The following is a 23,731-nucleotide window of genomic DNA, read 5'->3' on the forward strand; positions in this document are numbered from 1 at the left end:
CAATGCGGGTTCTCGTTGTGGGTGCAACCGGGTTCGTCGGCAGCCGACTCGTCGAAGCGCTGGTCGAGGCGGAGCACGAAGTCGTGGCTTTCTCCAGGAGCGCCACGCCGTCGGACTTCCCAACCGGGGTCGAGGTGTTCAACGGCGACTTCGCAGAGCCAGCGTCACTGGCGGGCTTCTGTGACGATATCGACGTGGCGTACTACCTGATCCACTCGTTGACGGCCGAGAACTTTGCCGATCTGGACCGGACGTACGCACGCCGGTTCCGTGAGCGGGCCTCGGCGGCCGGCGTCGACAGGGTGGTGTACCTGAGCGGTATCAGCGGCGACGAGCGTGACCTGTCGCCACACCTGGCCTCTCGCCGGGAGGTGGAGTCGGTCTTGGAATCCGGGACGTTCGACCTCACCGTCCTGCGGGCGGCGATAATCATCGGGGCAGGGAGTTCCAGTTTCCGTATCGTCGACGATCTCACCGACAGGCTCCCGCTCATGACGGTCCCGAAGTGGGTTCGGACGCCGTGTCAGCCCATCGGCGTCGGCGACGCCGTCGAGTACCTCGTCGGCGTGCTGGACGCCCCCGAGACCCGCGGCGGCATCTACGACATCGGCGCAGAGTCCGAGTGGACCTACGAGTCCCTGCTAAACGTGACCGCCGAGCAGAAGGGCAAGCGAATCCGCATCGTCCCGGTTCCAGTCATGTCGCCGGAACTCTCTTCGCACTGGCTCCGGCTGACGACGGACGTCAAGTACGCCATCGCGCGGCCGCTCGTCGAGAGTATGCGCAACCCGGTGACGGTCGACCCGGAGCGGGACCTGCAGGCGGTCGTTCCCATCGACCGGACGCCCGTCGACGAGGCGATCCGGCAGGCACTCGCCGAGTGACGACCAGAGGCCGTCACCGTCGGTCACTCTGCTCGTCGTCCGACCCACTTCCGGTGACCGCCGAGAGGTCCGTCTCGCCGTGTGTCTCGGCGAGCACTTCCGCGAGCGCGTCGGCCAGTGCGTGGACGGACGTCGCGTCGACTTGCACCTCGGCGAACCCACGGTCACCGCGGAGTCTGACGGTCTTTATGTTCGGCGCGTCGTGGATGACGTCGCTCGCCTGGAGGAATCCGACCTCGACGGGGTAGTCGCCTTCGAGCGCCTCCCGGCCGGATCGTGTGATCTGGTAGAGGTCGCGGTCGACTTCGACGACGAGATGCGCCCCACAGAGGTCCGCGAGGACCGCCTTCACGCTCCGCTCGTCGAGGTCGGCCTGTTGGCAGACGTGATGCGTGTTCGACCGACCGTGGGCGAGTACCTGGAGCGCGCGTTCGTGCTCGTCCGTGAGGTCCATGATCGTCACCAGGGGCTCCGTGGACATACCGCTGGTTGATTCACACGATCGGTATTCGGCCGCCGGACGAATCCGTTCGGCTGTCCACCGAGGCGGTCGCCTCCCAGCCTCGCCGCGAAAGGGGAGCGGGGAGTTCGGCGATGCAGACGAGTGAACCGGACGTGGAGTTTCGGGTGGGTTTCCACACAATGATGTGACTGTGCGACCAACCGTTGCGCATGACCGATTCGCGCGTGTCCCGTCGCCGCCTGCTCGTCGCGGTCGCCGCTTCCGGCGCTGTAGCGGGCTGTTCCGGCGTGCTCGAAGGAGGCTCCGGATCGGGCCCGTCCGGGGGTTCCCCCACCGGCGTCTCGGTTACCGAGGCACTGACCGACCTCTCGAATCCCTGGGGGCTCGCCTTCCTCCCCGACGAGTCGGGGCTACTGGTGACCGAACAGGCCGGACGGCTCCTGCTGACGACGCCCGAAACCGGCGAGCGAACCACGCTGGCCGGCGTTCCGGACGTTTACGATCGGGGACAGGGTGGTTTGCTGGACGTGACGACCCACCCCGAATTCGAGACGAATCGACTCGTCTACCTCACCTATTCCGTCGCTGGTGAGGGGGGTTCGACCACGCGCGTCGGTCGCGGACGGCTGGACCGTGACAGTGGTCGACTCGCCGACTTCGAGCCGGTCTACACCGCTCGCCCGTTCGTCGAGTCGACCGGCCACTACGGCTCGCGGGCGGTTTTCGGTCCCGAGGGGTACCTCTACGTGAGCGTCGGTGACAGACAGTTCAAGGACTTCGGCCCGGATCACGTCGGGCAGCGACTGGGGGACGACCTCGGGTCGGTGTTGCGACTGCGCGAGGACGGGTCGATCCCGGACTCGAACCCGTTCGTCGACGATCCGGACGCCTCGGATGCAGTGTTCACCTACGGCAACCGGAACCCGCAGGGACTCGCGGTCCATCCCGAGACGGGCGCGGTGTGGGAGACGGAATACGGCGAGCGTGACGGCGACGAGATCAACGTCCTCGAGGCGGGTGGGAACTACGGCTGGCCCGTCGCGGACAACTCCTGTGAGTACGGGACCGACGACCCCGTCGGCGTCTCACACGCCGACCGCGAGGACGTCATCGGCCCGGTCTACGGGTGGCCCTGCGGGAGTGGCGGCTTCCCGCCCAGCGGCACCAGTTTCTACGACGGTGACGCGTTCCCCGACTGGCGCGGTGACCTGTTCGTCGCCGGGCTGGCGAAACGGTACCTCGCACACTTCACTGTCGACGGTCGCGAGGTCACCGAGGTGGAACCGCTCCTCGCCGACCGCGACCAGCGGATCCGTGACGTGACGGTATCGCCCGTTTCCGGGACCCTCTACGCGGCGGTCGACGCGGACAGTGCGCCGCTATACCGGATCGCGCCCGCCGAGTGAGTGCTCGATACGCCCCGCTCGGCTGCTCCCTCTTTGTCACGCGTCGAGGACTGCCACGTCTGTGAGGGAGACCGTCACGGCTGTCCCACCGAGGTCGCTCTCGTCGAACGAGAGCGACCCGCCCATGCTCTGGACGGCCCAGTTGGTCCCCCAGAGGCCCAGGCTACTGGCGTGTTCGAGAGGTGTCTCGCCGCCAGCTTCGATCACCGCTCGTTCCGACTCCGGAATCCCCGGACCGTCGTCCGCGACGACGAGACGGACGTCCGCCTCCGTCCGTTCTGCACGAACCACGACGCGTGGGGACTCCCCGTCGTTGTGCTCGACAGCGTTCTCGACGAGGTGGTCGATCACGTACCGGCACCGCTCCGGATCGATGGTTACGCTCACGTCGGGGGCAGTGACGGTCACGTCGGCGCTCACACCGGCCGTCGCGTCGGCGACGACAGCTTCCAGATGCGGGCGTAACCTGACTTCGGTTCGGTCGGCCGCGGATCGCTCCATGAGGTCTTGGATTCGCCGTGCCTGCTCGCTCAGTGCGCTCAGCCTGTCCACCCCGTCGACCGCCGGGGCGAGGTCGACCTCCTCCGCGTGCGCCCGGATCACGTCCAGTTCGTTCCTGACGTTGTGACGGAGAATACGGTTGAGCACCGCCAGTCGCTGGCGCCGTATCTCGCGGTCCGTCACGTCGATCAACATGACGGTGTATCCGAACGTCTCCTCGTACCCGTCGACGAGCGGCGAGACGCTGGGTTCGAACTGTCTGCGGCCCGCCGTCGTCCGGCAGGTGATGGTATCGTGCTCGGTCAGGGACGTCACCGAGTGGTCGGTGACATCGGCCAGCGTCTGTGCGCCGCCGAACATTCGCTCGGCCGGTTCGTTGACTCGGACCACCCGTGCCCGGTCGTCGAGGACGACAATCGCCTCGTCGGTCTCCGTCAGTGCCGCCCGCTCACCCAGTCGCCGGGTCGCGGGGACACGCGTCACCACATCGTATCGAGTGACCCCCAGCGTGAGGCCAGCGGCGACCACGAGGAACGTACTCCCGATCAGCACGTCGTTCAAAAGCGGCGTCGCAGGGCGAGTCGTCTGAACGGTAAAGATGAACCCGGCGATCGGTAGCACGACGAGGAGACCCTGCACCGTCGACAGTCGGTCGTGTCGATACGTCGCGACGACGACTCCCCCGATCAGTCCGAACACGAGCGTCAGGAGCGCGAGTGTGACCACCGACTGTGCCGTTTCGAGCGTCTGGAGCGCCTCGTTCCCCACCAGCGAGGTCGTGATCCACCCTTCCTGTATCAACCGTCCGAAGACGTTTACGCCGACGAGGACCGTCACGGCCAGGATCCCCGCGAACACCCGTCCGAGTGTGACGTACCGCCCGATCCCGATGTACCGTGCTGCGAACGTCGTCCACGGAACGGCCAACAGGAGGATGCCGGACCCCAGCGGCAGGTTCCAGAGCGGCGTCGCCGCGTGTAGACCGGCGTACCCGATCCCGAGGAGCGACACCACCACGGCGAGGACGACGTAGGGCCTGGCGAGTCCGGTGCGAGCATCGCCGTGCCGGAGCCGTCGGTACACCGTCACCCCCACTACCCCGGCGACACCGCCACTCGCCGCTGGAATACCGATCTCGAACAGCGCCCACGGATCGAGTTGAATCACCGTATCGTGTTGGATGTCCTCAGTGTCAAAGCGGTTGTGGACCGACCGTATTCGGACGGAACCCGGCACCTGCACGAGCTCCACGGACCGCGGTCACGCCCCGCCGACGGTCGACGACTGCACTGCAGTATCGGAACCGACAGGCTGTCGTCGCCTCGATCGACGCCACGAGCACCGGCCGGTCGGGCGACGCGTCGGGGTCGAATCCGAACGGCGTGGACGGGGTGTCTCTCGCCCTGAAACACCGCCAGCCCAGTTTTACTATTCGGTGCCCGAGCTCGGTGTACGGATGACCGACCACGGTATTCCACTCTATCCGATCGCCCTCGGCTGTGCTAACGTCGGGGTAGCGACCGCTCTGACAGCAGTCGCGGCACCCGTTCCTGTGCTACTACTGGGGGCCGTGACGGTGTTGCTTCTCGGGTGTCTCGCCGATTCCTGGTACCGCGCCGACCGGACCGACGGGCGACGGCCGAAGGAAAGCCAGCGGGGAGACCCGACCCGTCTCGACCGATCGAACGGGCGTCATCGGCCGTAGATGGACCGTGTGGCTCGTCCGTATCATCAGGGTCCGGGACTGCGACACAGCCACACTGCTCGATCGAGATGGTCTCCACTCGAGGACGGAACCGCAGGTCGTATGTCCCACCGTCTGTCTTGTTCACATAGCATGACCACAGTGAGTGTAGTCGGTTGCGGAAACATGGGCGGGGCCTTGGTGGCCGGGCTCGCGATGACCGACGACTACGACGTGACGGCGATCGATCTCGATCCGGACGCGCTGGCTGCGGTCGCCGACGACGCAGACCGGACGACCGACGACATCGCCGCCGCTCGAGAGGCCGACATCGTCGTGCTGGCGGTGAAACCGAAAGCGGTCGACGCAGTCCTCGAAGACCTCGACCTGCGTGGGGACCAGTCGCTGGTCACTATCGCCGCGGGTGTTCCGCGGGCGTACGTCGCCGATCGGACGGACGCCACCGTCGTCCGGATCATGCCGAACCTCGCGGCGGAAAGCGGTGACATGGCCGCCGCGGCAACCGAGACAGGCATCACAGACGAGGTGCGTGAGATGCTCGACGCCGTCGGCGAGTTCGCCGAGATCGACGAAGACCACATGGATATCTCGACGGCCGTCAACGGTAGCGGGCCGGCCTTCGCGTTCTACCTCATCGACGCGGTGAAGCAGGCCGGCATCGACGGGGGTCTCGACCCGGAGCAAGCCGAGACGCTGGCGGCGCAGACGTTCAAGGGTGCCGCCGAGACGGTCCTCAACGACGAACGGAGTGTCTCGGAACTCATCGACGCCGTCTGTTCGCCGAACGGGACCACCATCGAGGGGATGGAGGTTCTGTGGGATAGTGACGCCGACCAGGCCGTTATCGAGGCCGTCGCCGCCGCCGAGGAGCGGTCGCGCGAACTGAGCACACAATTTCAGGATGAGTGATTCCACCCTCACCGAAACCGTGGGCAGCGACACCGTCGAGCAGGCGCGTGAGCAGGCCGCCGCGGCGGACCGTGTGATCGTCAAGGCGGGGACGAACTCCCTGACGGACGACGATTCACGGCTCGACCGTGTGAAACTCGACAAACTGGTCAGCGACATCATGGATCTCCGGAGCCGAGGCAAGGAGGTCCTGCTGGTGTCGTCGGGTGCAGTGGGTGCCGGGAAGGGGATGCTCAACAGTGCGGAGATCGAAACCGGGACCCTCGAGGAGAGTCAGGCGCTGTCGACCGTCGGTCAGAGCCACCTGATGCGCCATTACACGCAGAGTTTCGACCGGTACGACCAGACGGTCGCCCAGATATTGCTCACCGAGCACGACCTGACCAACCCCGAACGGTTCACCAACGTCCGCAACACGATCGAGACGCTGTTCGACTGGGGCATCGTCCCCATAATCAACGAGAACGACGCCATCGCGACCGAGGAGATACAGATCGGTGACAACGATATGCTGTCGGCGTCGGTGGCGATCGGGATGGACGTCGATCTGCTGGTGACACTGACCGACGTCGACGGCGTGTACACCGGCAACCCCAAACACGACCCCGACGCCGAACTGATCGAGGCCGTCGAAGCCAACTACGACGCCGTCCAGTCACTCGTGGACGAGAGTACGACCGCCGAGTTCGGTGGCATCCGGACGAAAGTCGAAGGCGCTCGTGACGCGAGCGAACACGGGATGCCAGCCATCATCGCGGGGTCACAGGAACCGGACGTGCTGGAGCGAATCGCGACTGGCAAATCAGCAGGGACAATATTCGTGCCGATAAACGGAGCCACAGATGACTGAGTACGACACCGAATCCCAGGTCACGGAGGCACAGCAGGCAGCACTGAAACTGGCGAACGTCGACGAAGCGACGCGCGACGCGGCACTGGCGTCGATCGCCGACGCCATCAGAGACCACGCCGAGGAGCTCCTCGACGCGAACGCCGCCGACGTCGAAGAGGCCGAAGCCATGCTGGAACAGGGCGAGTACACGCAGGCACTCGTCGACCGTCTCGAACTCGACGACGGGAAACTCGAGAGCATCGCCGAGATGGTCGAGAGCGTCGCCGAGCAGTCGGACCCACTAGGTGAGACCCTCGAGGCCCGGGAACTGGACGACGGCCTCGAACTGTACGAGGTGGCGGTCCCGATCGGCGTCGTCGGAACGATCTTCGAGTCACGGCCGGACGCGCTGGTCCAGATCGCCGCACTCGCGCTCAAATCCGGCAACGCCGTCATCCTCAAAGGTGGCAGCGAAGCCAGTGAATCCAACCGCGTCCTCTACGAACTGATCAGGGAGGCGACCGCCGAGTTGCCCGACGGGTGGGTCCAGCTCATCGAAGCCCACGAGGAGGTCGACCAGTTGCTAGAGCTGGACGACAGGGTCGACCTGCTCATGCCCCGTGGCTCCTCGGAGTTCGTCTCGTACATCCAGGACAACACACAGATTCCCGTCCTCGGCCACACGGAGGGGGTGTGCCACGTCTACGTGGACGAAGCCGCCGACCTCGACATGGCAGCGGACATCGCATTCGACGCGAAGGTGCAGTACCCAGCGGTCTGCAACGCCGTGGAGACGCTGCTGGTCGACGACGACGTCGCAGCGGAATTCCTCCCCACCATCGTCGAGCGGTACGAGGAGGCAGGGGTCGAACTCCGCGGTGACGCTGCGACACGGGAAATCGTCGACGTGGGCGACGCGACCGACGACGACTGGGACAGCGAGTACGGGGACCTCGAACTGTCGATCAAGATCGTCTCGGACGTGTACGAGGCTGTCGAACACATCAACGCTCACGGCTCGAAACACACCGAGTCGATCGTCACCGAAGACGCCGAGGCCGCCGAGCTGTTCATGACTGGCATCGACGCCGCGAGCGTCTTCCACAACGCCTCGACGCGCTTCGCCGACGGATATCGCTACGGTCTCGGCGCAGAGGTCGGCATCTCGACCGGGAAGATCCACGCTCGGGGTCCCGTCGGCCTGGCGGGACTGACGACCTACAAGTACTACCTCGAGGGTGACGGCCACCTCGTGGCCACCTACGCAGGTGAAGACGCCACACCGTTCTCCCACGAGTCCTTCGATGGCGAGTGGACGCCCGGCCGACTCGAAGACGAATAGTCGAGATCGCGGCCGGGCGTCCGTTTTCGGAGATGAGCGACAGCCGAACAGACAGCCCTCGAACTGGATCGACTACCCATAATAGCTGACCGGTATAGCTATACCGATTAGTTGGCTTGCCTATTCAGATAGTATAGCTGAGTGGACTATCTAGACAGCATATCCAGATAGTATAGTTCGACAGCACATCTGAGTAGTGCATCCGGCTGGTCCGCCCAGATAGTTCGATTGGGTGGTACAGTCGTCCGGCCCATCCGAGTATTGTAGCCAGGTGGTACAGATAGACCGACCAGTGGATGCGACCAGCTGAACGGTTCCAGCTAACGGTCCCGGTGCCCTCGATACGGGAAGAGTAAACCGGTTTAGCTATACGCTATAGCTATACCGTCTGACTTACCTTTATAGTTAATCGCCGCAACGTGTCGCGTATGTTGGCGTACACGGTATACAGCGAGGCGGGCGGCGTGGGGAAGACGACACTCGCCGCGAACCTGGCGAAGGCGGAGGTGCGTGCGGGTCGAGACGTACTCGTCATCGACCTGGATACACAGGAGGCATCACTCTCACACCTCCTGGACGTCGCGGATCGACGGAACGATTCGGAAGCGGATAGCCTGCTTCGGCACATGATCGACCGGCCGCGAGGACCGTTCGAGGAGCTCGTCCGGACCAGCGAGGGGATCGACATCGTTCCGGCACACAATATCCTCGAGTACGCCTCGAAACACCTGCGTCGTCGGGAGGAAGAGGCGGCGGACTTCGGCGAGACGTTCAACCCCAACAAGCAGCTGTTGCGTGTACTCAGAGAAGCGGGCGTTCACGAGACGTACGACACGCTGATCGTCGATCCGCCGGCGACGGCCGACATTAAACTGCATAACGCGATACACACCACCCGTCACGTGGTCATTCCCTTCGAGCCCTCGGGGAAGGGGTACGAGTCAGTCCAGGGACTCGATCAACTCGTGGGTGGACTCGAAGCGAACCTCGACATCGAGGTCGGCGTCCTGGCGGTCGTTCCCAACCGGTACAAGGGGATGAACGACCAGGATCGGTTCCTGGAGACGCTCCAGGAGGACGGCTGGGACATTCCGGTAACGTTGCGGGAACGCTCGTCGATGCTCGAAGGCTGCTGGGCGGAGCAATGTACGGCCTACCGCTACGTCGAGGAGCATCGTGACCGCGAGCGCGACCACGAGCTGGAGACGTTGGAGAAGCTCGACGAGCTCGCCGAGCACATCCGACTGCAGACGGAGGTGCCGGCATGAAACAGGGCTCGACCGACGATCCGTTCGCGGACGACACCGCGACGGACACGGACACCGAGGAGACCACGGTAGCCGACCCGGAGGCGACACCGTCACAGGACACCACGGCTGGGGGCACGGCCGAGGAATCGGACGCCGCGGACTCAGACGACGAGAGCGGTTCGGAACCGGGCCGTCTCCCCTACATCTACGCCCGCGATACGGTCAAAGACGGCAGACAACAGCGACCGATCTTCCTCCGAGACGAGGTCGAAGACGGGATTCCGGAACTGGTCGGCGAACTCGAGGATCGATTCGGTGAGAACGTCTATCGGACGGACGTGATGGAGGCCGCCGTGGCGGTGGCGCAGGAACATCCGGACCTCCTCGAAGCGAAACTCGGAGAGTGGGGGTACGGCTGGGACTGAGGTCAGAGCTGGAGTGTGATACCGGCGACGACGAGGAGTGGCCCGGCGAGTCCGGTGCGTCGCTGCGCGGTCGGAAGGTGTTCACCAGGTCGTGCTACTCCGCGAACGGCACCGGTGCCAGCCCGTAGTGGGAGTTGGGAAAGTGTACTGCCTATGGAGTCGAGGTGACGGGGTGAAGGCCGTCCGCCGGGAGGAGACTCGCCTGCGTGAAGCCCGTCGTGGTTCGGTGGCGAGAGCACTCACTCGCTGATACGGAGTGTGGCGTCGAGGGCACCCTCGCGCAGGGTCCGTTCTTCGAGTTCGGCCAGTTCGTCTCGCGGTGTGTCGAGTGTCGCGAAGTGGTTCCCGGCCAGCTCACCGGCCGGACTCTTGAAGCAGGTCGGACCACAGGGTACCAGAATCTCCTGTTCGTTCCTGTAGCCAGGGTAGAGCAGGAGATCACCGTACGACGGGTAGACGGTGTGGTTCTCGCGTGGGATCTCGGGGAGGTCGATCCCGTCGATGTTGATCCAGGTGGCGTGGCCGCTCCATCGAACGTGCAGCAACTCGGTCTCGAGTGGCGTGAACTCCCTGACTGCGGCGACCGACTCCGGTGCTGCATCGGGTAGCAACGCCGCCGACAACACGTCGCCGTCGACGACGAGTTCCAGTTCGCTCATGCTGGCCTCTCTGGGGGGTGCGCGGCGGTGTGTTCGATGGCCGTTACTGTCGCTGAGGTTCGTCGGGGCAGTCGTGTCATGAGTGCTGTGATGGGTGCGCGGTATCTTCGCTGTTCGCGAGCGTGGACAGTGCTTCGGTCAGGAGGCTAGTGGTGACGGCACAATCGTGCCAGTCGGTCCACTCGAGGGGGTTGTGTGAGTGGCCGCCCCTGGACGGGGCGAACAACAGGCCGGCGTCGGTCGCGGTGGCGACCTGCATCGTGTCGTGACCTGCACCCGAGTGGACGTCGACGGTTTCGACGTCGAGTGACCGGCCGGCCTCGTGGAGCGCGGTTCGGCAAGTCGGTGCCATGTCGACTGGTGGGACGTCGTACGAGCGGTCGAGTGTCGTCTCGACACCGCGGTCGGTCTCGAGCGCCTGGAGTGTCTCCTCGGCGTGGGTGACGAGACGGTCGATCACGGGTTTCTCGACGTCACGGATGTCGATACTGAACTCGACCTCGCCGGGGACGACGTTGACGACGCCGGGGTCGACCGACAGCTCACCGACCGTCGCGACGGTCGTATCGGTCCGTTCGGCTTCGGTTCGCGCCGCCTGCTCCACGGCGAGGACGAACTCGCTTGCGGCCGCGAGGGCGTCGGTCCGATCCGCCATCGACGTCGTGCCGGTGTGATCGGCCTCGCCTTCGATCGTCCCGTGCAGACGGGTCGTCCCGGCGATCGTCGTCACGACGCCGGCCGTGACCCCCATCTCTTCGAGACGGTCGGTCTGTTCGACGTGGAGTTCCAGCCATGCGTGCCAGTCGCCGGCGTCGAGACGCCCCTCACCCTGAAAGCCGATTTCCAGTAGTGCGTCCCGGAGCGTCTCCCCGTCGTCTGTACGTTCCAGCGCTGTCTCCGTCTCAGTGAGGCCGGCGGCGACCGAGGACCCGAGGACACCGTCCGAGAACCGCGTTCCCTCCTCACCGGTGAACGAGACGACCTGTATCGGCCGGGTCGGGGTAGTGCCGGCGTCCTGCATCGCCCGAACCGCTTCGAGGCCTGCGTAGACGCCGAGTGGGCCGTCGAAGATGCCGCCGGAGGGCACCGAATCGAGGTGACTCCCGACGGCGACCGGTGCCGCGGACGGGTCACACCCGTCCGGGCGCCACGTGCCGGCGACGTTCCCGACGGCGTCGACGGTGACGTCCAGTCCGGCGACTATCATGCGGTCGACCAGGTGTTCCCGGGCACGCTGGTTCGGCTTCGTCCCCGGAAGCACTGTCCGGCCGCGGCCCTCGTCGGTCGGGACGGCACCGAACTGCGCGTTGTCCTCGATGTCTCGTCGAAGGCGGTCGCCATCGATCGGGAATCGGGACCCCGTCATGGGTTCGACCCGGCGGGTGCTCTCGCGACCGTGTGGTACTCGACGATCCGAATCGGAGCCGTTCGTGCCATGGTCGGCGTCCCTGTGATCGTCACTCCGTTAGCTCCCCCTGTAGGTCGTGTAGCCCCCGGGGGACAACAGGAGCGGAACGTGATAGTGTTCGTCGGCGTCGTCGACGACGAACCGTACCGGGACCGTCTCCAGAAACGTGGATTCGCTCGGGCCCTCTCTGTAGTAGGCCCCGACGTCGAACTCCAGTTCGTACGTCCCGGGCTCGATCTCCGTCTCCGTCAGGAGCGGGTCGTCGAGTCGACCGTCGTCGTTGGTTGTCCCCTGACTGATCGTCTCCGGTTCGCCGTCGGACGGCAGCCGTCTCAGCGTCACCACGACGCCATCGGCGGGTCCCTCACGGCTCGTGTCGAGGACGTGTGTCGTCAATCCGGCGCTCATTCCGGCGTGCCCTCCTCGAGATCGCTGTGGTCCATCGAGAACTGCTGGAATCCGGTGGGGCGAGGCGGCTCACGGAGTACCTTCGCGTCGCCCTCCAGGTCGTCACGAACCTTGAGCCAGGTGCGGTTGTTCGCCTCGAAACTGACCGATTCCAGCTGCGGGAACCGTTCGAGCGTGCGTTCCCCGATCCGGTAGATCAGGTCCTGGATCGAGTTCACGTCGTACTCGTCGAACACCACCTGCGCGATGTCCGAGACCTGCTCGGGCGGGACGTACCGCTCCGGGTCCTCGCCCAGCGCGTCGGCGGCCTCGGCGTACGTCCAGTAAATATCCATGCCCACGTACAGCGTCCGGTTCTCCCGCTCGGGCAGGGTCGTGTACTCGTCCTGGACGTAGCCGGTGAAGGAGTTGTCCTTCACTTTCACGAGTTCGATGTCGGTCACGCCGCTCTTTTGCTCCTCGACGACCGGGCCGTCGTCGCTGCGGCTGAGGACCACGTGGCCGAATCCGGACTCGCCATCGGCGACACGGAAGACGAGATCGCTCGGCTCGAATCCATCCTCGCCGGGAACCATCCGCTCCTCGAAGGGGAGCTCGTCGGCCGACACCTGCACGGTTTCCATCTGTGAGTAGGTCTCCAGGAACTTCCGGCCCACGAACTCGAGGAACCCTTCGACCGTGGCACCCTCGTACTCACCCATGTGGTGGTGGATGAAGTTCTTCATCGTGTCCGTCGCGACCACCTTGCTGTTGTCGCCCTCGCTGAACGACGGCAGGAACTCCTCCCCTGCGACCTGGACGCGAACCTCCATGCCCAAGAGGGTGTTGTCACGACCGTCGAACTCCGACTCCGGAATCGTCCGTACACCGTCCAGGGCGGTGGCGTAGGTCCGATAGACCGCGACGTGTTCCTTCCCGTAATTCATCGTCCGCTCCTGGCCGGAGCTGGGTCCGTCCGCGACCATACGTTATCGATCCCTCCCGACAGGTCCGACGTGCGCTTTCCGGCCGCTGTGCCGTCGCTTCTGAGTCTGCGTGCTGCCTACCGTCATATTCCGGTTCGATCTGCCCGCCCAGGGTACAAAATATTTTGTCTTAGCTCTCGATCCACCGCAACTGTCCGAATATTCCAAATATATACAGATACTCGGGCACGCTGTGGCAAAGGAACCACAGGTATTTCCAGGCTCGCATTCGTCGGATCGGCCGGCTACGCGAGCAGGTCCTCGAGCCGTAGCCGCGCGATCCGGTGAACCTGGTCCAGAGCGGTTCGGAACTCCACCTCTTCGGTGTTCTCGATTCGGTCTTCCATGGCGGCCTGGATCGCGTCGGGTGACTCGTTTTTCACAGCCATGATGAACGGGAAGCCAAAGCGCTCGCGGTACGTCTCGTTGAGCCGCTGGAAGGTCTCGTACTGGTCGGGCGAGAGTGAATCGAGACCGGCCGACGCTTGCTCCGCCTCGGAGGCGTCGGTCATCTCGGTCCGGTCCCCGAGGTCGGGATGTGCGCGCAGGAGTTCGAGTCGTTTCGCCCGTGGAGCCTCCTCGACGGCGTTACGCATGCTCTCGTGGAGAGCTTCGAGGGATTCGAACGGCCGGTCCGACCAGCTCCGTTCCGCGACCCACGGCGAAGTCTCGTAGACTTCACCGAGCACGTCCACGAAGGACGTTTCGTCCAGATCGTTCAACTCGTCGATCGTGTACTCACTCATCCGTCGGTGGTCTCCGCACACTCGCTACTTAATCGCTCGCATCACCCCCCTCCCGAACGGACCACAGCACCGGACTGGCGATCTGTGGCACACACGTGTGGCGTGTGTCGTGTACAGGCCCGAACCGACGCCACGACAGCCCCGCGACTCCCGAGCAGGCATGTTTTTCCGATATGGCAGCTTCGTTCGAGATAAAACAACTAATAGTCGGTTATAGCGACGCAATCGACACAGATTTCCGAATATTATGTGTATAAAGAAAGATTTGAAGTGATCGGGTTTGGCACGAGTGCACATGGCAAGTTCGAACGACGGCAGTTCGGTCGTGCTGTACGACATCGAGGACAGACCACCGCTCGGGGAGGCGGTCCCGCTCGGCATCCAGCACGTACTGGCGATGTTCCTTGGGAACGTCGCGCCCCCGCTGATACTCGCGGGCGCGGTGGGATCCGTCACGGGTGAGACGACGTTCCTGGTCCAGATGGCGTTGATCGTCGCCGGTGTGGCGACGCTCGTCCAGGCGTTTCCGATCGGGCCGGTCGGTGCGAAACTTCCCATCGTCATGGGAACGAGTTTCGCGTTCCTGGGGCCACTCATCGCAGTCGGGAACCAGTACGGGCTCGCGGCAGTGTTCGGAGCGGCACTGATCGCCGCACCCGTGGAGATGGTCATGGGGGTCTCGCTCGATCGGTTCCGGGAGTACTTCCCGCCCCTGGTGACCGGCATCGTCGTCATGCTCATCGGGTTGACGCTGATCCCGACCGGCATGAACTACGCGGCAGGGGCCTCCGCCGGGCCGTCGGCACCCGGGTACGGCTCTTTCACGAACCTCGGCCTCGCGGGACTGGTCCTCGTCGTGACCGTCGGCCTCAACCAGTTCTTCGAGGGGTTTCTCCGGGTCATCAGCGTCTTCGTCGGCATCGTCGTCGGGTACGTCGCCGCGCTCGCGCTGGGCGTCGTCGACCTGTCGGCCGTCGCGTCGGCCGGGTGGGTGACCGTTCCCGTCCCGCTGAAGTACGGAATCGCCTTCGAGCCCAGCGCGATCGTCACCGTGGCGTTTCTCTACGTGATCACCGGCATGGAGACCATCGGTGACATCTCCGGGACCGTCTCCGCCACGGGCCGGGACGCGACGCAGGAAGAAATGCGCGGTGGACTCATCGCAGACGGCGTTATGAGCGCGTTCGGCGCCATCTTCAACGCGCTCCCGAACACGTCCTTTTCCCAGAACGTCGGCCTCGTCAACTTCACGGGCGTCGCGAGCCGCTACGTCGTCGGGATCGGCGGGGTCGCCCTGCTGATCCTGGGATTCGTCCCGAAAGTCGGCGCCGTCGTCTCCGCGATGCCCGACGCGGTCCTGGGCGGTGGTGCGTTGATCCTGTTCGCGATGATCTTCTCCTCGGGCGCCCGGATCGTCACCCAGAACGTCACGCTCGATCACCGGAACTCGACGATCCTCGCGCTGTCGATGGCGCTGGGGCTCGGCGTCGCGTTCCGCCCCGAAGTCCTCCAGCAGTTCCCGAGTGAGATCCAGACGCTGTTCGGCTCCGCGCTCGTGACCGGCGGCTTCACCGCGCTGGTGCTCAACATCGTGATTCCCGGTGGCGGCGTCGGTGCGGGGCCGACCGAGTACACCACTGGGCTCGCGCCCGAGACGCCGACCAACGTGGAGGAGGACATCCCCGACCCGGCGCCCTCCCCCGACGACGACTGAGTCCCGGCACACGGAGCACAACACCTCCGACACACCCGGACACGCCCGCTGTGTGGGTCGAAGCTATGAAGATTCGCGACGGAGTCCGCTCCCCCATGAGACTGATTCACGATGCAGACAGCGGGAACCGCGGTCAGGTGGCCGGCGTCGTCGGTCGCTCGCTCCGGACCGCTGTCGCTTTCGAGAGTCCCGTGGAGCGCACGTCCATTTCGGGAGACGACCGAACGGAGCGCCACTCGTAACCGATGGCCGCCATCGATACACTGCTCACCGGCGGGACGGTCGTGACGGCCGAGACCACCGTCGACGCCGCGGTCGGCATCGACGACGGGACCATCGTCGGCGTGGCGGAAGAGCAGGTCTTCCCCGAGGCGGACCGTCGGATCGACGTCGACGGCGACCTCGTCCTCCCCGGCGTCGTCGACCCGCACGTCCACGTCGCCGGCTACAACTCGATCGACTCGTACGAGACCGGCTCGAAAGCCGCCGCTGCCGGCGGCGTCACGACCTTCCTGAACTTCGCGTGGCAAGGGTGGGACGACGGCGACTGGGACACGACGGCGTCCCTGTCCGAAGCCGTCGAACGCCACCGCGATCAGGCGGCCCCGGTCATCGATTACGGTCTACACCCCGTCATAACCCAGGAGACGACCGCAGTCCTCGACGAACTCTCCGGCCTCGTCGCGGACGGCGTGACCTCGTTCAAGATGTTCACGACCGACGACATCCGGCTGTCCACCGGGTTCGTCGGGGAGGTGTTCCGAACACTCGCGGACCTGGGCGCCGTGGGCATGGTCCACACCGAGGACTACGCCGTCTGTGAGCAGCGCACAGAGGCGGTGAAGTCGGCGCCATCCGGCGAGTCGACAGCCAACTATCCACGGTCGCGACCCGACTACGCCGAGGCGATGGCTGCCGACTCGGTCGCGCGGCTGGCCGCCGCCGCCGACGCGAAGTACTATGGCGTCCACACGACCTCGGCGGCCGCCGCCGACGCCATCGCGTCGGTACGGACCGACGGCTCGAACGTCAGAGCCGAGACCTGTACGCACTACACCGTCTTCGACGAGTCGCTGTACGAACGCCTCGGGAACCGCGCCATCATGTCTCCGCCGCTCCGGACACCGCACGACATCGACGCCCTGTTCGAGCACCTCCGGGACGGGACGCTCTCGGTCGTCTCGACCGACCACGTCCCGCTCCCGCGCAGTCGCAAGGAGGGCGGTCCCTGGTGGGAGAGTGCGTTCGGCGTCAACGGCCTCCAGCGCAGTCTCCCCGTGTTCCACGACGAAGCCGTCACTCGACGCGGCTTCTCGTATCCGGAACTCGTCGCACTCATGTGTACCAACCCGGCGCGCACGTTCGGTCTCCCGAGGAAGGGTCGGATCGAACCCGGCGCCGACGCCGATATCGTGGTCTTCGATCCCGAGGAGACCTACACGATCTCCGCGGAGCGAAACCACTCGAACGCCGACTACTCGATCTACGACGGCCGGGAGGTAACGGGACGGGTCCAGCAGACGTTCGTCCGTGGAACGCTGGTCGCTGAGGATGGCGAGATCGTCGCCGAACCGGGCCACGGTGAGTTCCGACGCCGTGTGCTACCCAGTTGGGACTGACGGGGATACGGCTCAGTTCGACTGCTCTCTCATCTGTCTGGTGATGTACCCGGAGATACGGTTGCGGACGCGTCTGGACTCGACTTCGGTCAGGTTCGCCACACGGTGTTTGTTCTCCTCGAAATCGTCGGTGAACCGATCCGGGTGGCGCTGTACGAGCGTCTCTCCGATGTCGATGATCTCCTCGGAATCCAGCGTCACGTCACTCGGTTGCTCGGCATCGCGCATAGTTCTTTCGCGTCGTCGAGCGCGGGGAACCGCCGGACGGGCCGATCACTCGGCGTCGAGTGCGGCCCTGATCTTCTCGGCAGTGATCGGGAGGTCGTCGATGCGAACACCGACTGCGTCACGGATCGCGTTGCTCAACGCTGGCGGCACGCCGTTGGTCGGAATCTCGGCGACGGCTTTCGCCCCGAACGGCCCGCTCGGTTCGTGTGTCTCCACGAAGATGGGCGTCAGTGGCGGCTGGGTGTCGGCTTTCGGGATGCCGTAATCGCCGAACCCGACGACCTCGGGCTGGCCGTCGTCGTCGAACGAGAAGCCACTGCCCACCGCCAACTCGTAGCTCATGTGCATCGCCCCGGTCACCTGTCCTTCGGCGAGGTCGGGATTGATGACGGTACCACAGTCGATAGCGTACACGAGGTCGTGAACCTCGAACTCGCCGGTCCGCTCGTCGACGGTAACGTCGGCGAACTGCGCGCCGAACGGTGGGGGTGATTCGGGTGTGCTGTGGCTCGCCTCGCCCATCACCTGGGCCCGTTCCTCGTCGCCGTAGATGGACTCGTATCCGATCGCTTCGAGCGAGACCGACTCGCCGGACCGCTCGGCGTAGACCGCGCCGTCGCGGGCAGTGAGCGTGTCGCGGGGCTCCCCGAGCATCCGCGCGGCGAAGTCGAACAGTTGCTCGCGGGCGTCCTGGGCCGCCTTCTTCACCGCCGTGCCCGTCACGTACGTCGTCGAGGAGGCGTAGGCCCCGTAATCGAAGGGGGAGACGTCGGTATCCGATGGCTGGACGAGGATGTCCTCGGGCCGGGCACCGAGGATTTCGGCCGCGATCTGTGCCATGGCGGTGTCGGCACCCGTCCCGATGTCCACGGCCCCCGTCTGGAGGATGAACGAACCGTCTTCGTTCATCTTGATGTGTGCGGCACCGAGTTCGTCGTTCGGAACCCCACTGCTCTGGATCGTCAGCGCGGCGCCGATGCCCCGGTGAAGGTGGGGCGCGTCCGGCTGCTCGACGTCACCCCATCCGATCGCCGCCTTGCCCCGTTCGATACACTCCGGGAGGCCACACGAACGGACCCGGCGTGCACCGCCTTTGATCTCCCCGTCGCCTTCCTTGAGGATGCTCGAAGCGACGTCGAGATCGCCTTCCCCGATGACGTTTCGTGAGCGAAATTCGAGGGGATCCATCCCGAGCTCACGGGCGACCGCGTCCATGTGCCCTTCGAGTGCGAAGTGCCCCTGAGGCGCCCCGTAGCCGCGCATCGCGCCGGCGACGGGGAGGTTCGTGTGAGCGGCGGTCATCTCGAGCCGGATGTTGGGCGTGTGGGTGTACAGGGCCAGCTGTTTCTTGCCGATGGCACCGGACGCCGTCAGTCCGTGGGACCCGTACGCGCCGGAGTTCGTGAGCACGGACATGTCGATCGCTTCGAGGTCACCCTCGTCGGTCACGACGCTGCGGACCGTGATCGAGGCGGGCCGACGGACCCGCATCGCGTGGAACTCTTCTTTCCGTGTGGCCTCCAGTTTGACCGGGCGGTCGGTCGCCATCGTGAGCGCCAGCGCGATCGGTTCGAGGACGATGGACTGTTTGCCGCCGAAGCCGCCACCGATCCGCGGTTTGGTCACACGGATATCCCGGATCGGCACGTCGAACAGCCGTGCCAGCTGTCGGCGTGCGTGATAGGGGACCTGTGTGCTCGTGATGAAGTGGTACCGGTCGTCCTGATCGCGCCGTGCGATGGTGGTGTGCGGTTCGCCGACGCAGTGAGACTGGTGTGGCGTCGCCCACTCCGTCTCGACGACCGTCAGGTCCGACCGGTCGGCTGCTGCCTCGAAAGCGCCATCGACGTCGCCGATCTCGCCCTCGGCGTGGGCCTCGATGTTCCGCTCGTAGTCGGCCCCGGGCTGGTGGTTCTCGACGCGCTCGGGGTCGTGGATGCGCGGCGCGTCCGGCTCGATCGCCGTCTCGGCATCGAACACCGCGTCACGTTCGTCGTAGGTGACGTCGATGGCTTGCACGGCGGCACTGGCGGTCGCGACGTCTTCGGCGGCGACGGCGGCGATCGGATCGCCGACGTACCGGACCCGTTTGCGCAGGACACGCAGGTCGTAGGGTGACGGCTCGGGATAGGACTGCCCCGCCGAGGTGTAGGGATCGTTCGGCACCTCGGGCGAGTCGGGTGTGACGACGGCGTAGACACCGTCCATCTCCTCGGCGGCGCTCGTGTCGATCGCCGTGACGACGCCGTTGGCGACCGTCGAGCGGAGAACTTTGGCCGCTGCGAGGTCCGGGAACTCCCGGGCGTAATCCGCCGTGTACTTCGCCTCCCCGGTGACGATCTTCCGCGCGTCGGCTTTCTCCTCGCGACTCGACACGGCGGTGAGTTCGTCGGGGCCCCGCCTGTTGTCCGGTCCCTCCTCGAACTCCACTGGTGGTGCATCGGTCTGGGACGCTCCGTCCGGCGTCGTCTCTTCGTCTCCGTCTTCGGTCCGACTCATTCGCCGTCACCACCGTGGCAACCACCGCAGTCCACACACGATCGGTTCGACGAGACGGGACGGCCGCCGTCGGAGACCACCGCCCCGTCGTTCGACAACCGCGTCGCGGCGTCTTGCACCGCGTCGACGATCTTCTCGTAGCCAGTGCAGCGACAGATGTTACCCGACAGCGCCTCCCGGATCTCCCTCTCGTCGGGGTCGGGATTCGATTCGAGTAACTGCGTCACGCGCATGATCATCCCGGGAATGCAGAAGCCACACTGCAGCGCCGCGTTGTCGACGAAGGCAGCCTGGACGGGATGCAGTTCGTCCTGCGTTCCCAGGTTCTCGATGGTCTCGACGGTCGCACCCTCCACGCGAGCGACCGGCTGGAGACACGACTTCACCGACTCGCCGTCGACTGCGACGGTACAGAATCCGCAGTCACCCGTTCCACAGCCGCGTTTCGTCCCGGTGTAGCCGGCACCTCGAAGCGCGTCGAGCAGCGTGTCCGACTGAGCCGCGGTGAGCGTTACGTCTTCGCCGTTCAGCGTGAGTTCGACGTCCATGGGTGTCCCGTCAGCGACCCCCTTCGAAGGCGCTGTGGCGGTCTCGGTCGTGGGTCGGGACACGCAGCGGTTCAACTCCTCCCGCCGACGTCGCGTCCGTGCTCGATATTCCTACGTCTCTCATGGTTCGCCGTACTCGTGAGAGGGTTTTTAATCTTAGCATCGAAAATAGAGACAAATCGATTGTTTCTGGGCATATTCTCATTTGTTTGTAAATTATCGATCGATGCGGGCTGGGGATGCCGGCCCCCACCGGTGGGCAGGCGTCGACGACGGTGACTCTCCCGAGAACGTTATCCCACAGCGTGGGACCCAGGGTGGACCGCCGCCACCGGTGCCACAATGCGGACACATCCGTGGATCCTGTGGCAACGTCGTGCCAGCGATTCGTCGACTGGTCCACGATCGGGACACAGGGGCAAAGAGCGCCACGGCGGAGTGCCCACGACCCGGCAGTCACCCCTGCCCGGATGGGCACACGGACCGTGAATATACACCCTAAGTCCGTTAAAAACACTCCCGGACAGCACCACAGGAGCGACGGGTCGGGGACGGACCGTACACGGATCGTAACAAACTATATTAGCGGGCGGCGGATTGGACGAGACGATGACTACGGACGCTGGTTGCAAGGTCGATCGGGTGATCGAGACTTACGGACTCACGTCGGCCGATCCAGTCTTCGACTCTATCGACGAGGGGCTTCTGTCTCGCTGGACGGGTGCCGGCGAGCGCTCGGCGGTCGGCTACCGATCGCTCACCGAGTGGTTCAACAAACGGCTGCTGAAGACAGTCTACGACGACTACGGCCGTGACACGCTCGGTGCGACCGTGGACCGCGACTACGAGGTCCTCGAGGGTGACGACGAACTGGTCACCGCCGAACTGGCGGAGAGTCTGCGCGCCGATGGGATCGACGCCGACGAACTCCGGGGAGCCCTCGTCTCGTGGGGCACCATGCGAACGCACCTGCAGGACTGTCTCGACGGGCAAAAAGAGCCACAGACGGCCACCACCGACTGGGAGGTAGAGAGCGTTCGGAAGGCGATGGGAGTGACCGAATCCAAGGTCGAATCGGCGCTCTCCGCACTCGCCCAGAAGGAACGGCTCGCCGGCGGTGGCACTGCGGACATCGAGGTACAGGTGCAACTGGGCTGTGACTCCTGTCCGACCCGGGTTCCGTTCGACGTCGCGCTCGAGCGCGGGTACGTCTGTGAAACGCACCACGCACGATCGCTCTCACGGGACGCACGATGACCTGGACGGTCGACGTCGAACGGATCGCAGGCATCCTCGCGGGCAGTGCGACGATCGACCCCGGCGTCAACGCCGTTCGGGGCTCGAACTGGCAGGGCAAATCGAGCTTCATCGAGGCCCTCAAGGCGGGATTGGGCACGTCGACGGAACTGACGGAGGGCGCCGACAGCGGGCGCGTCGAGTTACGGACTCCAGATGGTACGGTCACCGTCGACCTGGTTCGGGAGAACGGGAGCGTCGTCCGGCAGGGGACGCCGTACCTCGACGACGAGTACGACGTCATCCGGGCGGAGCTGTTCGCCTGCCTGGACGAACGAAACGAGATCCGACGAACGGTCCGACGCGGCGAGAACCTGGAGGACGTACTCATGCGCCCGCTCGACTTCCAGGACATCGACGAGCGAATCGCCGATCTGAAACGCGAGCGCGAGCAGGTCGACGCCGAACTCTCCCAGGCCGAAGAGGCCAGCAAGCGGCTCCCGTCGGTCCAGCGGAAGGTCCAGAACCTCGAAGCGGAGATCGAGGAGTTGCAGGGGAAACGCGAGAAGATAGCGTCCGCCGACGAGGACGGAGACGACGACGGGTCGGCCCAGCGTGCGCTCAGTCGGGCACAGACCGAACGCAACGAAGCCGAACAGCGGGTCGAGCGGCTGGAGGCGAGCATCGAGCGAACGGAACAGCGACTCGAGGAACGTCGCGAGGAACTGGCCGAACTGGAGGTGCCCGAGGACGACGTCGAGGAGCGTCTGGTAGCGGCGCGAGATCGACTCTCCGAACACGAACGCGATCTGGAGATCCTCCAGTCGCTGTACTCGGCGACAGAGCTGGTCCTCGACGAGAATCGGGTCGACCTCGTCACGGAAGTCCAGCGTGATCTCGTGGCCGACGAACTCACCTGCTGGATCTGTGGACAGGAGACGACCCGCAGCGACGTCGAGTCACAACTGGACGCGCTAGGGGACGAACTCACGGAACGTAGAGCGACGACCGAATCGCTCCAGTCGGAAGTGGAAGACCTCGAGAACAGGCGCGAGGAAATCCAACAGCGGCGACGCCGGCGGACGGACCTCGAAACCGAAATCGTCGACCTCGAAGACACGCTCGCGGACCGGGAGGAGAGCCTCGAGGCGGCCCAGGAACGACTGCGGGAAGCGACCACGCGTGTCGAGGATCTCTCGGAAGATATCGACGAGACGATGGAGGAACTGTCCGACGTCGAGAGCGAGATCAAGTTCCGCGAAGCCGAACTCGACGATTCGCAGGCGGAACTGGAACAGCTCCAGACCCGGGCCGACAGGCTCGACACGTTGCGGGCCGAGCGCGAGGACCTGACTTCGGAGATCGAGACACTCCGGAACCGGAAGGATCGGATCCGACGCGAAGCCCGCGAGGCGTTCGACGAGACGATGGGGGAGATCATCTCGCGGTTCGACACCGGCTTCGAGACGGCACGGCTCACGGCCGATTTCGAGATCGTCGTCGCACGCGACGGGCGCGAGGCGAGCCTCGACGCCCTGAGTGAGGGTGAACTCGAGTTGATCGGGTTCGTGGCCGCCCTCGCGGGACGGGAATCGTTCGACGTGGACGAGTCGGTGCCACTGTTGCTCGTCGACGGCGTCGGCGGCCTCGACGACGCGAACCTCCACACGCTCGTCAGGTACCTGCAGGACCGCGCGGAGTACCTCGTGTTCACCGTGTACCCCGAGTACGATGGGTTCGACGGCCGCGAGATCGATCCGGCCGAGTGGACCGTCGCGAACGACGGCCGCGTCTCAGTCGACTGAACGACCGTCGAGACCCGAGAGATTGTGTATTCGTCACCCCCGACGTCACCGCTGTGCCCCGTCCCGCCACGCCGAGTCGCCCGTGGCGAACGTCGTCACCACCCCAGCCAGCGTAGCTGAGTGGACGTTCGTATTATTCTACTCCGAGCTAGTTCCACATTCACATCGTAATTCGCAGA

General features: G+C 65.1%; 22 protein-coding genes. 12 read left to right on the plus strand and 10 right to left on the minus strand.

What is annotated here, in order from left to right; genetic code table 11:
* The first annotated feature begins 2 nt into the window (after positions 1 to 2).
* Positions 3 to 884 (plus strand): NAD(P)H-binding protein, encoded by an 882-nt coding sequence (locus EAF64_RS15000; RefSeq protein ID WP_129069792.1) that lies wholly within the window; start codon positions 3 to 5, stop codon positions 882 to 884.
* Positions 885 to 897: 13 nt separating this feature from the next.
* On the opposite strand, the gene EAF64_RS15005 is transcribed toward EAF64_RS15000, so the two are convergent.
* Complete coding sequence (locus tag EAF64_RS15005) at positions 898 to 1,365, minus strand: hypothetical protein (protein ID WP_129069793.1); 468 nt, start codon at positions 1,363 to 1,365, stop codon at positions 898 to 900.
* A 191-nt stretch (positions 1,366 to 1,556) separates the two neighbouring features.
* Between EAF64_RS15005 and EAF64_RS15010 the strand changes: the two genes are divergently transcribed.
* Positions 1,557 to 2,753: a PQQ-dependent sugar dehydrogenase gene (locus tag EAF64_RS15010; RefSeq protein ID WP_129069794.1), complete on the plus strand. Its 1,197-nt coding sequence runs from the start codon at positions 1,557 to 1,559 to the stop codon at positions 2,751 to 2,753.
* 36 nt (positions 2,754 to 2,789) lie between these two features.
* Here the strand turns inward: EAF64_RS15010 and EAF64_RS15015 are convergent, their stop codons facing one another.
* Complete coding sequence (locus EAF64_RS15015) at positions 2,790 to 4,421, minus strand: sensor histidine kinase (RefSeq protein ID WP_129069795.1); 1,632 nt, start codon at positions 4,419 to 4,421, stop codon at positions 2,790 to 2,792.
* A gap of 670 nt (positions 4,422 to 5,091) precedes the next feature.
* Between EAF64_RS15015 and proC the strand changes: the two genes are divergently transcribed.
* The 5 genes from proC (at position 5,092) to EAF64_RS15040 (ending at position 9,717) form a co-directional block, all read left to right on the plus strand.
* Positions 5,092 to 5,868: a pyrroline-5-carboxylate reductase gene (proC, locus tag EAF64_RS15020; protein WP_129069796.1), complete on the plus strand. Its 777-nt coding sequence runs from the start codon at positions 5,092 to 5,094 to the stop codon at positions 5,866 to 5,868.
* Positions 5,861 to 6,718, plus strand: a complete 858-nt coding sequence (proB, locus tag EAF64_RS15025) for a glutamate 5-kinase (RefSeq protein ID WP_129069797.1) — start codon at positions 5,861 to 5,863, stop codon at positions 6,716 to 6,718. Before proC ends, proB begins: the two co-directional genes overlap by 8 nt.
* Positions 6,711 to 8,042 carry a glutamate-5-semialdehyde dehydrogenase gene (locus tag EAF64_RS15030; protein ID WP_129069798.1) on the plus strand — a complete coding sequence of 444 codons (1,332 nt, stop codon included), beginning with the start codon at positions 6,711 to 6,713 and terminating at the stop codon, positions 8,040 to 8,042. The genes proB and EAF64_RS15030 overlap by 8 nt, the downstream gene beginning before the upstream one ends.
* Before the next feature lie 428 nt (positions 8,043 to 8,470).
* Positions 8,471 to 9,310 carry a ParA family protein gene (locus tag EAF64_RS15035; RefSeq protein WP_129069799.1) on the plus strand — a complete coding sequence of 280 codons (840 nt, stop codon included), beginning with the start codon at positions 8,471 to 8,473 and terminating at the stop codon, positions 9,308 to 9,310.
* On the plus strand, positions 9,307 to 9,717 hold the full coding sequence (locus EAF64_RS15040) for a hypothetical protein (RefSeq protein WP_129069800.1): 411 nt from the start codon (positions 9,307 to 9,309) through the stop codon (positions 9,715 to 9,717). Before EAF64_RS15035 ends, EAF64_RS15040 begins: the two co-directional genes overlap by 4 nt.
* 239 nt (positions 9,718 to 9,956) lie before the next feature.
* On the opposite strand, the gene EAF64_RS15045 is transcribed toward EAF64_RS15040, so the two are convergent.
* The 5 genes from EAF64_RS15045 to uraD form a co-directional block, all read right to left on the minus strand.
* Complete coding sequence (locus tag EAF64_RS15045; RefSeq protein WP_129069801.1) at positions 9,957 to 10,376, minus strand: DUF3830 family protein; 420 nt, start codon at positions 10,374 to 10,376, stop codon at positions 9,957 to 9,959.
* 76 nt (positions 10,377 to 10,452) lie between these two features.
* The gene (locus EAF64_RS15050) at positions 10,453 to 11,742 is read right to left on the minus strand and encodes a Zn-dependent hydrolase (RefSeq protein ID WP_129069802.1); all 1,290 of its coding nucleotides are present in this window, start codon (positions 11,740 to 11,742) and stop codon (positions 10,453 to 10,455) included.
* A gap of 99 nt (positions 11,743 to 11,841) precedes the next feature.
* Complete coding sequence (gene uraH / locus EAF64_RS15055) at positions 11,842 to 12,192, minus strand: hydroxyisourate hydrolase (RefSeq protein WP_129069803.1); 351 nt, start codon at positions 12,190 to 12,192, stop codon at positions 11,842 to 11,844.
* A complete protein-coding gene (pucL, locus tag EAF64_RS15060; protein ID WP_227738998.1) occupies positions 12,189 to 13,157 on the minus strand; it encodes a factor-independent urate hydroxylase in 969 nt (322 codons plus the stop codon). The genes uraH and pucL overlap by 4 nt, the downstream gene beginning before the upstream one ends.
* Before the next feature lie 245 nt (positions 13,158 to 13,402).
* Entirely contained in the window at positions 13,403 to 13,903 is a 501-nt protein-coding gene (uraD, locus tag EAF64_RS15065; protein WP_129069804.1) for a 2-oxo-4-hydroxy-4-carboxy-5-ureidoimidazoline decarboxylase, read from the minus strand.
* A 295-nt stretch (positions 13,904 to 14,198) separates the two neighbouring features.
* On the opposite strand from uraD, the gene EAF64_RS15070 reads away from it, so the two are divergent.
* The 3 genes from EAF64_RS15070 (at position 14,199) to EAF64_RS15075 (ending at position 17,236) form a co-directional block, all read left to right on the plus strand.
* Positions 14,199 to 15,617 carry a uracil-xanthine permease family protein gene (locus EAF64_RS15070; RefSeq protein WP_129069805.1) on the plus strand — a complete coding sequence of 473 codons (1,419 nt, stop codon included), beginning with the start codon at positions 14,199 to 14,201 and terminating at the stop codon, positions 15,615 to 15,617.
* A gap of 95 nt (positions 15,618 to 15,712) precedes the next feature.
* A complete protein-coding gene (locus EAF64_RS21085) occupies positions 15,713 to 15,859 on the plus strand; it encodes a hypothetical protein (protein ID WP_193767710.1) in 147 nt (48 codons plus the stop codon).
* A gap of 3 nt (positions 15,860 to 15,862) precedes the next feature.
* Positions 15,863 to 17,236, plus strand: coding sequence for a dihydroorotase (locus EAF64_RS15075; RefSeq protein WP_129069806.1), 1,374 nt, complete (start codon positions 15,863 to 15,865; stop codon positions 17,234 to 17,236).
* A 12-nt stretch (positions 17,237 to 17,248) separates the two neighbouring features.
* Here EAF64_RS15075 and EAF64_RS15080 read toward each other — a convergent pair whose 3' ends face one another.
* The 3 genes from EAF64_RS15080 to EAF64_RS15090 form a co-directional block, all read right to left on the minus strand.
* Entirely contained in the window at positions 17,249 to 17,437 is a 189-nt protein-coding gene (locus EAF64_RS15080; RefSeq protein WP_227738999.1) for a 30S ribosomal protein S17e, read from the minus strand.
* A gap of 72 nt (positions 17,438 to 17,509) precedes the next feature.
* Positions 17,510 to 19,963, minus strand: a complete 2,454-nt coding sequence (locus EAF64_RS15085) for a xanthine dehydrogenase family protein molybdopterin-binding subunit (protein WP_129069808.1) — start codon at positions 19,961 to 19,963, stop codon at positions 17,510 to 17,512.
* Positions 19,960 to 20,511, minus strand: coding sequence for a (2Fe-2S)-binding protein (locus EAF64_RS15090; RefSeq protein WP_129069809.1), 552 nt, complete (start codon positions 20,509 to 20,511; stop codon positions 19,960 to 19,962). The genes EAF64_RS15085 and EAF64_RS15090 overlap by 4 nt, the downstream gene beginning before the upstream one ends.
* Before the next feature lie 609 nt (positions 20,512 to 21,120).
* Between EAF64_RS15090 and rdfA the strand changes: the two genes are divergently transcribed.
* Positions 21,121 to 21,768, plus strand: a complete 648-nt coding sequence (rdfA, locus tag EAF64_RS15095) for a rod-determining factor RdfA (RefSeq protein WP_129069810.1) — start codon at positions 21,121 to 21,123, stop codon at positions 21,766 to 21,768.
* Entirely contained in the window at positions 21,765 to 23,552 is a 1,788-nt protein-coding gene (locus tag EAF64_RS15100; RefSeq protein WP_129069811.1) for an archaea-specific SMC-related protein, read from the plus strand. The genes rdfA and EAF64_RS15100 overlap by 4 nt, the downstream gene beginning before the upstream one ends.
* Positions 23,553 to 23,731 lie beyond the last annotated feature (179 nt).

The sequence above is a fragment of the Halorientalis pallida genome (assembly GCF_004118325.1).
Classification (GTDB): domain Archaea; phylum Halobacteriota; class Halobacteria; order Halobacteriales; family Haloarculaceae; genus Halorientalis; species Halorientalis pallida.

Bases quoted from the DNA above. Each gene is read 5' to 3' on its own strand.
- EAF64_RS15000 (WP_129069792.1), top strand. From the start codon at position 3: ATGCGGGTTCTCGTTGTGGGTGCAACCGGGTTCGTCGGCAGCCGACTC.
- EAF64_RS15005 (WP_129069793.1), bottom strand. From the start codon at position 1,365: ATGTCCACGGAGCCCCTGGTGACGATCATGGACCTCACGGACGAGCAC.
- EAF64_RS15010 (WP_129069794.1), top strand. From the start codon at position 1,557: ATGACCGATTCGCGCGTGTCCCGTCGCCGCCTGCTCGTCGCGGTCGCC.
- proC (WP_129069796.1), top strand. From the start codon at position 5,092: ATGACCACAGTGAGTGTAGTCGGTTGCGGAAACATGGGCGGGGCCTTG.
- proB (WP_129069797.1), top strand. From the start codon at position 5,861: ATGAGTGATTCCACCCTCACCGAAACCGTGGGCAGCGACACCGTCGAG.
- EAF64_RS15030 (WP_129069798.1), top strand. From the start codon at position 6,711: ATGACTGAGTACGACACCGAATCCCAGGTCACGGAGGCACAGCAGGCA.
- EAF64_RS15035 (WP_129069799.1), top strand. From the start codon at position 8,471: ATGTTGGCGTACACGGTATACAGCGAGGCGGGCGGCGTGGGGAAGACG.
- EAF64_RS15040 (WP_129069800.1), top strand. From the start codon at position 9,307: ATGAAACAGGGCTCGACCGACGATCCGTTCGCGGACGACACCGCGACG.
- EAF64_RS15045 (WP_129069801.1), bottom strand. From the start codon at position 10,376: ATGAGCGAACTGGAACTCGTCGTCGACGGCGACGTGTTGTCGGCGGCG.
- EAF64_RS15050 (WP_129069802.1), bottom strand. From the start codon at position 11,742: ATGACGGGGTCCCGATTCCCGATCGATGGCGACCGCCTTCGACGAGAC.
- uraH (WP_129069803.1), bottom strand. From the start codon at position 12,192: ATGAGCGCCGGATTGACGACACACGTCCTCGACACGAGCCGTGAGGGA.
- pucL (WP_227738998.1), bottom strand. From the start codon at position 13,157: ATGGTCGCGGACGGACCCAGCTCCGGCCAGGAGCGGACGATGAATTAC.
- uraD (WP_129069804.1), bottom strand. From the start codon at position 13,903: ATGAGTGAGTACACGATCGACGAGTTGAACGATCTGGACGAAACGTCC.
- EAF64_RS15070 (WP_129069805.1), top strand. From the start codon at position 14,199: ATGGCAAGTTCGAACGACGGCAGTTCGGTCGTGCTGTACGACATCGAG.
- EAF64_RS21085 (WP_193767710.1), top strand. From the start codon at position 15,713: ATGAGACTGATTCACGATGCAGACAGCGGGAACCGCGGTCAGGTGGCC.
- EAF64_RS15075 (WP_129069806.1), top strand. From the start codon at position 15,863: ATGGCCGCCATCGATACACTGCTCACCGGCGGGACGGTCGTGACGGCC.
- EAF64_RS15085 (WP_129069808.1), bottom strand. From the start codon at position 19,963: ATGAGTCGGACCGAAGACGGAGACGAAGAGACGACGCCGGACGGAGCG.
- EAF64_RS15090 (WP_129069809.1), bottom strand. From the start codon at position 20,511: ATGGACGTCGAACTCACGCTGAACGGCGAAGACGTAACGCTCACCGCG.
- rdfA (WP_129069810.1), top strand. From the start codon at position 21,121: ATGACTACGGACGCTGGTTGCAAGGTCGATCGGGTGATCGAGACTTAC.
- EAF64_RS15100 (WP_129069811.1), top strand. From the start codon at position 21,765: ATGACCTGGACGGTCGACGTCGAACGGATCGCAGGCATCCTCGCGGGC.